Origin of the sequence: Streptomyces sp. NPDC006602 (genome assembly GCF_042870385.1) — a bacterium.
Taxonomy (GTDB): Bacteria; Actinomycetota; Actinomycetes; order Streptomycetales; family Streptomycetaceae; genus Streptomyces.
The window spans coordinates 79234-88434 of the sequence record NZ_JBIAHG010000026.1; the positions used below are offsets into that span (position 1 = coordinate 79234).

6 protein-coding genes, 1 tRNA gene and 1 pseudogene are annotated in these 9201 nt (G+C 69.9%); 3 read left to right on the top strand and 5 right to left on the bottom strand.

Annotated features, from left to right (window positions below; genetic code table 11):
• Positions 1-41: 41 nt before the first annotated feature.
• Positions 42-620 (bottom strand): TetR/AcrR family transcriptional regulator, encoded by a 579-nt coding sequence (locus ACFYO2_RS38510; protein WP_388359039.1) that lies wholly within the window; start codon positions 618-620, stop codon positions 42-44.
• Positions 621-929: 309 nt separating this feature from the next.
• On the opposite strand from ACFYO2_RS38510, the gene ACFYO2_RS38515 reads away from it, so the two are divergent.
• Complete coding sequence (locus ACFYO2_RS38515) at positions 930-2381, top strand: MFS transporter (RefSeq protein ID WP_388359041.1); 1452 nt, start codon at positions 930-932, stop codon at positions 2379-2381.
• A gap of 93 nt (positions 2382-2474) precedes the next feature.
• Positions 2475-2548, top strand: a tRNA-Pro gene (locus ACFYO2_RS38520).
• 633 nt (positions 2549-3181) lie between these two features.
• Here the strand turns inward: ACFYO2_RS38520 and ACFYO2_RS38525 are convergent.
• Together ACFYO2_RS38525 and ACFYO2_RS38530 are read right to left on the bottom strand one after the other, a co-directional pair.
• Positions 3182-4156, bottom strand: a complete 975-nt coding sequence (locus ACFYO2_RS38525; RefSeq protein WP_388359043.1) for a cytochrome c oxidase subunit II — start codon at positions 4154-4156, stop codon at positions 3182-3184.
• Between the two features lie 291 nt (positions 4157-4447).
• The gene (locus tag ACFYO2_RS38530) at positions 4448-5134 is read right to left on the bottom strand and encodes a hypothetical protein (RefSeq protein WP_388359046.1); all 687 of its coding nucleotides are present in this window, start codon (positions 5132-5134) and stop codon (positions 4448-4450) included.
• A 352-nt stretch (positions 5135-5486) separates the two neighbouring features.
• Between ACFYO2_RS38530 and ACFYO2_RS38535 the strand changes: the two genes are divergently transcribed.
• Positions 5487-6131, top strand: a complete 645-nt coding sequence (locus ACFYO2_RS38535) for a Rho termination factor N-terminal domain-containing protein (protein ID WP_388359049.1) — start codon at positions 5487-5489, stop codon at positions 6129-6131.
• Positions 6132-6520: 389 nt separating this feature from the next.
• On the opposite strand, the gene ACFYO2_RS38540 is transcribed toward ACFYO2_RS38535, so the two are convergent.
• Positions 6521-7978 carry an MFS transporter gene (locus ACFYO2_RS38540; RefSeq protein WP_388359052.1) on the bottom strand — a complete coding sequence of 486 codons (1458 nt, stop codon included), beginning with the start codon at positions 7976-7978 and terminating at the stop codon, positions 6521-6523.
• Between the two features lie 520 nt (positions 7979-8498).
• Positions 8499-9201: pseudogene (locus tag ACFYO2_RS38545) on the bottom strand (IS200/IS605 family accessory protein TnpB-related protein); the annotation flags it as partial.

The following is a 9201-nucleotide window of genomic DNA, read 5'->3' on the forward strand; positions in this document are numbered from 1 at the left end:
AATTTACTTGACTCAGGCAATAAAAAGCTAGGATGCGGATCTCATCGGGTGGCGCGCACGCCGTCGAGTGCGATGGACAGGACCCGGTCGCGCTGGGCGTCGTCGTCGAAGGTGGTCGCGGTGATGCCCGAGACCATGCGCAGCAGTTCGGTGAAGTCCATGTCCGTGCGCGCCTCGCCGGCCTGCTGGGCCCGTTCGAACAGCGGGCCGCCCGCCGCGTACATGGACTCACGGCAGGCGGCGAAGATCTCCGACTCGTCGTTGAGCGCCTCGCGCACGGCCCGCTTGGTCACCATGTAGCCGGCGAATCGGGCCAGCCAGGCCGTCAGGGCATCCCAGGGCTCCCGGTCGGCGACCTCCTCGGCGACCCGGCACAGGGTGTTGACCTCGTCGGCGTAGACGCTCTCGAAGAGATGGCGGCGGGTGGGGAAGTTCCGGTACAGCGTGCCGATGCCGACGCCCGCGCGGCGCGCGATGTCCTCCAGTGAAGCCTCCGCGCCGTGCTCCGCGAAAGCCTCACGGGCGGCCGTGAGCAGGGCGTCGTAGTTGCGGGCCGCGTCCTTCCGGTGCGGTCGCCGGGACGCGACGATCTCGGTGACGGGGAACGGCTGAGTGGTCACGGCTGCCTCCCTGGGTCGGTTCGGTTGAAGCGGAGATGTGCCTCCGCTACAGTGGAGGCGTACCTCCACTTTAGCAGTGCGGGGTGCGTTCGCCGTGGACGCGTGCGGCCGCACGCGTCTTCCGGTCGGTAGACCGTTCTGCCAGCCCACCGGGCCCTGCCTCACATGCGCCGCCCGCACCCACCATCCCCTCCGCGACCGCCCACCGTGGCCGCCGCCGTCCCCGTGCCCGCCCGCAGGGCGGACCGGGCCGTACGGACGACCGCGGTCAGAGGCTTCGGCCGCACCCTGTGTTCGGAGAGGCTCTTCATGCCCCGCAAGTCCACCTCCACCCGCCTCACCTTCGCGGTCCTCGCGGCCGGTGCCGGCGTGTTCTCCATGCTGCAGTCGCTGATCGCGCCGGCCCTGCCGACCGTCCAGCACGCCCTGCACACCTCGCAGTCCACCGCGACCTGGGTGATGACGGCCTATCTGCTGTCCGCCTCGGTCTTCACCCCGATCCTCGGCCGCGTCGGCGACCTGATCGGCAAGAAACGCACCCTCGTCGCCGTCCTGGTGACCGTGGCGGTCGGCTGCATGCTCGCCGCGCTCGCGCCAAGCATCGGCGTACTGATCGTCGCCCGTGTCGTCCAGGGCGTCGGCGGCGCCCTGTTCCCGCTCTCCTTCGGCATCCTCCGGGACGAGTTCGCCCCGTCCGAGGTGAGCGGCAGCATCAGCAACCTGTCCGCCGTGATCGCCGCGGGCGGCGGCGTCGGCATGGTCGCCGCCGGGCCCATCGTGACCGCGCTCGACTACCGCTGGCTGTTCTGGATCCCGGTCGGCATCGTCGCCGTGGCCACCCTCATCGCCCTGCGCTACGTCCCCGAGTCGCCCAGCAGGGCCGAGGGCCAGGTCAACTGGCTTGGAGCCGCGCTGCTGTCGGCCTGGCTGGTCGCCCTGCTGCTGCCGCTCAGTCAGGCGGGCGTGTGGGGCTGGGGATCCGCGCGCGTGCTCGGCCTGTTCGCCGCCGCCGTCGCGCTGTTCGCCCTGTGGCTGTACACCGAGGCCCGCTCCCGCACCCCGCTCATCGACCTGCGCGTCATGCGACTGCCGGCCGTGTGGACCACCAACACCGCCGCCTTCCTCTTCGGGGCGGGCATGTACTCCATCTGGTCCTTCCTGCCGGGCTTCGTGCAGACGCCCACCTCGGCCGGGTACGGCTTCGGCGCGAGCGTCACCGCCGCCGGACTGCTCATGCTTCCGATGCTCGTCGCGATGTTCCTCTCCGGGGTGCTCAGCGGCCGGCTGGAGCCGGTCCTGGGCGCCAAGACCCTCCTGACGGCCGGTGCCGCGCTCGGCGCGCTCTCCTGCGGCATCCTCACCCTCTGGCACAACGACCAGTGGCAAGTCGCCCTGGTCGCGGGCGTGTTCGGACTCGGCATCGGACTCGCCTTCGCCTCCATGGCCAACCTGATCGTGGGCAGCGTCCCCGCCGACCAGACCGGCGCCGCCACCGGCATGAACGCCAACATCCGCACCATCGGCGGATCCATCGGCGCCGCCGTCACCAGCGTCCTGGTCACCGGCCGCCTCCAGCCCTCGGGCCTGCCGTACGCCTCCGGCTACACCCACGGCTTCGCCCTGCTGGCTCTGCTCTGCCTGGCCGCCGCGCTGGCCGCGCTGCTCGTACCGGTCCGCAGCGGCGGCCGTACGACAGGCAAGGCCCGCCGTGCCACACGTGAGGTGACCGTCGTGGAGCAGGAGACCGTGTCCCACGGCTGACGCGGGCACAGCGGGGCGACCCGCGCGTATGGGGTAGGGTTGACCTGCGCGCTCACACGGGTGGCCTCAAGTGGCCGACAGTGGAGAGCGCACCGGGACGTGGCGCAGCTTGGTAGCGCACTTGACTGGGGGTCAAGGGGTCGCAGGTTCAAATCCTGTCGTCCCGACTTTACGAAGTCGCAGGTCAGGGGCCGTTTCAGAGGAGATCTGAAACGGCCCCCTGATCATTCTTGGGGACCGGTTGGGGACCAGGGCACTTGACTGGGCCAAGGCGCACCTCGTTGCTTGAACGGACCTTCGCCCCTGCGCTGCTGGTGGCAGGCTTTGAAGAACGCCACTCCTGCTTGGACGCCGCCCGGCGCCACGAAGCGGTCGAAGCCGGACGCGACCATGTCGTGGCACGCCTGAGGAACGCAGCGAGTTGACGTTGCCGCCGGGTGAGGGCTTGTAGTGCGTATCACCGGCAGCCGGGCTTGCACCGCGGGCAGAACGCTGATGCCCAGCCCGCCAGGGACAGCCATAGCTGTGACGGTTCCACCTGGCACAGGTCGTAACGACTGTCCAGAGGCGTCCAGTCGATCTGCGGAAGGCTCGTAGGGCCAGGTCAGTGCGTCGCTATCCGGGGGAGACCGTGGCCAGTTCGGGGAAAGGCAGTCCTGCCGATTCGTCACGACCGCCCTCATTCTGGGTGTCTCAGGGCGAATTGGCTGACGGCCCGCAGGAACGGTTTCCTGCGGGCGGCCACCTCGCTCATGCTGCAGCGTCCGCCGGCGCGCCGTGGCCCGCCGTGTCGACCGTGCTCACAGTTTGCGTGGCTCGGCGTTTCTGGCCGGGTCGGTGATCTCGATGCCTGCCGGAATGAAGCCGGTCTGCCCCTTGGTGGCCAGCTCTTCGAGGTGCTGCTGGTAGCGGTCGGGGGAGACGACCTTGACGTTGAACAGCATCCGGGAGTGGTCGACGCCGCACAGCTCGGCGCACTTGCCCCGGAAGGTGCCCTCACGGCTGGGGGTCACTTCGAAGGCGTTGACGTTGTGGCCCGGGAAGACATCCTGCTTCATCAGGAACGGCAGCACCCAGAAAGAGTGGATGACGTCACGGGACGACAGGATGAAGCGGACCTTCTCACCCTTGGGCAGCCACAGTGTCGGGCCGGGCTTGCCGTTCTGCGGGTTGCGGGTGGCGGGGGTGCCGACGTCGTAGACGCCCTCGGCGCCCGCGGGGAAGGCCCTGCTGTACCGGTCCGGAACGATGCCCAGGTCCGGGTCGGCTTTCGCGTCGCCCGTGGCGGTTCTGCCGTCCACGTTCTCGACGTAGTTGAAGCCCCAGCTCCACTGGAAGCCGACCACGCCGATGGTGTGGGCGGGCCTTTCTGAGAGGTCGAGGAGCTTGGCCTCGTCGCGGGCTGTGAAGTAGAAGAGCACGGAGACGATGAGCAGCGGCACCACGGTGTACAGCGCCTCGATGGGCATGTTGTACCGGGTCTGCGGGGGGACCTCGACTTTCGTCCTGGTGCGCCGGTGGAAGATGACCGCCCACAGGATCAGCCCCCACACCAGCGCGCCCACCGCGAGTGCCGCGGTCCACGAGCCCTGCCACAGGGAGAGGATCCGTGGCGCCTCTTCCGTGACCGGGGTGGGCATCCCGAGGCGGGGGAAGTCCTCCCAGGAGTACGTGCAACCCGAAGCGCTCGCCAGGACGAGGCCCGCGGTCAGCACCCGGGGCAGCGCCCGCCGCCTCGGACGCCGCGGGGAGCGGTCACAGCCGTCAGAACTCACGTAACGCCTTCCCGAGGATTCTCGCCGCAGGTCCAAGGTCGGCGACGGCGGCCTCGCGGCCCGTCGCCGACCGCACGCGGGCCGGAGAGTGGATCTTGGGTCTTTATGCGGACAAAACACTACTGGGGTCCGTGTCGGAAGGGTGCCCAACGCGCCGCCGACGCGGTGGCCCGAGGAGTCCCTTTCTGTCCGGTGTTCCTTGATGCAGCAGGGGCCACAGTCCGTCCCCGACCGCGAAGGCGCCGTGCGCCACCGTGACCGTCTCCGCAAGCTCCGCTGCTCTCGTCCTGCTCAAGGGGCCTTCTTGGTAGGTCGGCCGAGTGCCCGAGCCGGGTGCCCTCGCCCCGGGACGAGTTCCACCGTCGTCGTGACCTGGGTGAGGGCGGGTTTCCGCGGCACCGAACCGAACCCGAAGCGCACGGGCGGACCGACCGGTGCCATCGCACCGAGGTCGCCGCCCTCGAATACCGCCGACACCGCGCGGAGCGGGCGCAGATCACGGGGGCCGTACCACTCCCTGCCGCCCCCGCCGGCACTGCCACGGGTCCGCACGCCGGGCAGCAGCACACGGGCGGGAAGGTCCATCATCGCGCTCCATGCCGGACGGCGGGCGAGCGCGCCGGGCACGGCACACAGCAAGAGCCCCGGAAGTCCTCGCCGGCCGGTGGTGAAGCGCAGGACGAGTGAGCCTGCGGTGACGGTCCAGGTGTCGCCGTCGACGCTCACACGGACCGGGACGACACACACGGTGTCGAAGACGTAGGTCGCGCTGACGAAGTCCGCCGTCTCCCGCGTGGGGGCCATCAGCACCCGTTCCCCGTCGGCCCGCTCCAGCATCACATCGCTGAAGGGCCCGAACGGCGACCGAGGCCAGTGTCCGAGCACGACGCGCGTCCCGGAGGACGTGCCCAGGCCCGCGATCCACCCGTCGAAGCGCAGCCGCGAGCGCTGCCTCGTTCCGCTGAGAATCCGGCTCATCGGCTCATCGGTTCCCACCACGTTGCTTCGCTCCGTACGCCACCACAGGCGGCGAGTCCCCCACCGGAGACCACGGAAACGCGCAGGGTACGGGCCTGGGGGCCCGCTGCCTCCGAACTCGACCGCTCAGCCGTGCTGGTCCTTCAAGCGGCAGCAGCCGCAGGTAGTGGCCGGGCAGGGGAAGTGTTACGGCGGATGGCCATGGCGAGGTTGGCGTTCAGCCCGGCCGAGGTGTTGAGCCGTGAGGCTGCCCGGCTCCGGTGGCACGGGTCCGGCCTGGATGGCAGCGTGGAGTGCGGAACGTCTGCACGCCGCCGGACGGGGCCGGCATTCAGCCGAGACGGAGAACGCCATGTCGTTGGTCGAGAAGCTGCTCGACGCGTACCCCGCTGAGACGGGAATGCCGCCCAGGCTCCTGGGGGAGGCGGTCGACAAGTTGTACGAGTGCGCGGGTGTCTGTCTCACCTGCGCCGACGCGGCAGCCGCGGAGCAGGACCCGGAAAAGATCGTGATGTCCATCAAGTGCGTGCGGCTCGACAACGACTGCGCCGACCTGTGCACCGTTGCCGCCCGAATCCTGGCCCGGCAGACGGGCTACGACGCACCGACGACGATGGCCGTCATCGAAGCGACCCGCACGGTACTGCGAGCGAGTGCGGACGCCGCCGAGGAGTTCGAGGAGATCCCCTACTTCGGCTTGTCCGCGAAAGCCTGCCGCGAGACGGAGAAGCTCCTCGATCAGCTGGTCCAGCAGATGGACTCGAGCGAGGCGGCCGAGGGCTACCCGACGTCACCGCCCAGCGCGACGACCCCGGCCGGAGCGTCGATGAACAGCGGAGCGCGGACGGCGGAGGAAGCCGACATGTCCGAGGACGAGCTCCGTGGGATGCACGTGGACGAACTGCGCGAGATGGCCGGCGAGAAGGGTCTCAGCGGGGTTCACAAGATGCGCAAGGAAGAACTCATCGAAGCCATCAGAGGCAAGCGCGGCTCGTAGGGCATCGGCGCAGAGGCTTGAATGTGCCGCAGCCCTGCCAGGCGTCCTGCGTCGCGAAGTACCGCTCGCAGGAGTCGAGCTTCTCGGGGGACGCCACCCGCATCGGCCCGTAGTGCTCGCCGACCTCCATCACGGTCGGCGAGCCGGGACTGTCGGCGGGCCACCTGGGCAGACCTCCCTGAGCCTCGGCGTTCCGCGGTACCCCGCAGACGTCACCGCCGTCCTCACCGGCGTTGCACGCACACTCGCGCTGCGCCTCCCTCGCCCTGCCCGTTACGGCAGGGCCCCCACGGGACCGGCCCTGACCGATTCCGGCTTCCCTGCCCATGGGCCGGGCGGCGGGAAGCGGTCAGGGCCAATCCCGTGGGGTGAACCCCGGGGCCGCGGGGTCAGGCTGCCTGGCCGACCTCGACCTCGTCGAGGCGCTTGGCCCTGGGGATCAGGAGCACGAGCACCGCGCCCAGGGCACAGCATCCGACGACCAGCCAGAGCCCGTTGGTGAAGCCGGTGTCGAGGTAGAACTGGGTGCCCTTGAGGACGGCCCCGTGCTGGGCCATCACGACGAAGGCCAGCTGGGAGACGACGATCTGTGCGACGCCCTGGCCGAGGGTCTGGACGCCGTTGGCCAGCGCCTGCTCCTCGGGCGTGACCACCTCGATGATCATGATGGGCACGATGGCCATGACCATGCCGGTACCCAGCCCCGCGATCAGGCCCATCTCCACGATCTCCGCGGCGCTGTGGTGCAGTTGGGTACCTATGCCGTAACCGAGGACCGTGAGCGCGGAGCCGGTACCCAGGAGGATCCGCGCATCCACCCGGCGGGCGAGCAGACCCGTACCGACGGCCGCCACGATGATCATGGCGCTGATCGGGCTGGTGACGATGGCGTTCCGGGTCCCGGACCAGCCCAGGCCCTCGGAGACGGTGGGGATGTTCGGCATCAGGATCAGCAGCTGTATCACCACGCCGACGGCGCTGAGCGAGCCGGCCGCGATGGACGTCGCCAGCAGGACGGTCCACACCGGACGACGCCGCGTCATGGACGGCGGGAACAGCGGTTCGGCGACCCGGCGCTCGACGAGCACGAAGACGACCAGAGTGATCAGCGCCCCGACGACCCAGGAGGCGAACGTGCCGCTGCCCCAGCCCCAGTGGGATCCCTGGCCGATGGCGTAGACGATGGCCGTGACGCCCCCGCCGAGGAGGATGCCGCCGATCCAGTCCATCCGGCCGCCCGCCGCGCGGATCGGGCTCTCCGGCACGAAGGCGGCCACCAGCACGAAGCTCACAGCGGTGCTGATGGCCATGAACCACAGCACGCCGCGGAAGCCGTAGTCGTCCAGGAGCCAGCCGGACAGGAACGGCCCGCCGAAGGCGACGAGGCCGACACCGCCGGCGAGAATCCCGCTGGCGAGTCCGACCCAGCGGCGCGGGAACACGTCCCGGGTGATCGCGTAGGCGAGCGGGGCGGTGGCCGCGTAGATGCCCGCGATGCCGCGCCCGATCAGCAGGGTGCGGTAGTCGGTGGCGACGGCGGCGATCAGGTCGCCGACGAAGCCCAGCCCGGTGGCGACCAGCAGGACGCGCTTCTTGCCGAAGAGGGCCGCGGCCTTGACCGCGAAGGGCAGGAAGAACGTCCCCGTCAGCAGGGTCATCAGGGTGAACCAGGCGATCTCGGTGGTCCGGAAGTGGATCGCCACCTCGGCCTGTGCGATGCCGGACAGCGCGGCCATGAGCGCGACCAGTTGAACGGTCCACACAAGGGCGACGACGACGAGCACGTTGCGCGGGGTGGAGCGGGATCCCTCTTCGGTCTGCGGGGGCGGGATCTGTGTCTGGGACATCGGCGGCCTTCCGTGGGTGAGCGGAGGTAGGGGAGTGGCTCTGGTCCAGGCGGCGTGGGGGACGTCCGGCGCAAGATCGGTTCATGCCGGTCGCACCGGCGCGAGCGGCTACAGGTCCGGGATGTGCGGTCCCCGGGGGCAGTGCGTGGCGGTCACGAGCGCCGGCATACGTGCCTCCCGTCTGCGGCTCCGGTGCGGCTGTCCGGTAAAATAGACCTAGCGGTCGGTACAATCAATGGAGTGCGCAGAAAAGGCGGGCCGGGCGCCGGGAAGTCTCCCGAGGCGGCTCTCGCCGGCGCTACGACCTGCGCGTTCCCCTCCTTGCCGGCGGACTCCCCGGCAGGGGGCGCCCTGCTTCTGTCCCGGTCACCGGGAAGCATGGGCCGCGTCCACGGCTCAACACTGGTTGGCCCGAAGTCCACCGCCGCCTCTTGATGACCCATCAGGGCCGGGCATCGCCGGGCGGTGGCCCTTCCGCTTACCGGGGTCTTCCACTCCGGAAATCCCTCTGTAACCGTTCCTAAAGACTGAGCGGGAGTGAGTCCTGTTGCCAGACCTCTTGCTCAGCCGGGTGTCCCGAACGGTGTTGGGCACCCTGGTCGCCCGCTTTCGCTCCACTACCGGGCGGCGCGCATCTGGTGCGCGGTCCGGGCAGGTGGGGGCGGGCTTCCTCACGCCGCCGGGTCTCCGGTCGGGCCTGGGCGGTCCGATGCCCACCACGATCACTCTGGTCGTCGTGGGGCGGTGTCGTCCGTCGCCGGATCGGGTGCCCGAGGGCGCGTCGCCCGACCGCGATGCTCGCCGCATCGTGCCGGGAAATCTTGCGAGTCGGTGTGGTCAGTGGTTTCTGCCAGTGCTGGGCACCCCTGCGGCTGGTGTAGGCGGGGTCGACCGCGACGACGGCGACGTCCTGTTCGGCGGCCATCGACACCAGCCGGGCCTTGAGCTTCGCGGTGGGGAAACGGGACAGCAGCCGCCTGAAGCGTTTGTTGCGGCCGTGCTGCTCGCGGCCCTTCTCCGCCGTGAAGTCGAGGTCTTCGATGGCGATGGCGGCGGCGCCGCACCGGCGGGTGTGGTGCAGCAGCCGGGTCAGCGTGTGCCGGATCTGCGCGTCCCGGTGCTCGGTGCTGCCGGTCAGGTCGTAGAAGAACCGTTGTGGTTCGCCGACCGGGTTGCCGTGCACGTCCAGGTGCCAGGCGGCGAGGTGGTCGTCGTTCATGTCC

Coding starts and splice junctions, on each gene's coding strand:
- ACFYO2_RS38530 (WP_388359046.1), bottom strand. CDS start 5,134: ATGAGCCGGATTCTCAGCGGAACGAGGCAGCGCTCGCGGCTGCGCTTC.
- ACFYO2_RS38515 (WP_388359041.1), top strand. CDS start 930: ATGCCCCGCAAGTCCACCTCCACCCGCCTCACCTTCGCGGTCCTCGCG.
- ACFYO2_RS38540 (WP_388359052.1), bottom strand. CDS start 7,978: ATGTCCCAGACACAGATCCCGCCCCCGCAGACCGAAGAGGGATCCCGC.
- ACFYO2_RS38535 (WP_388359049.1), top strand. CDS start 5,487: ATGTCGTTGGTCGAGAAGCTGCTCGACGCGTACCCCGCTGAGACGGGA.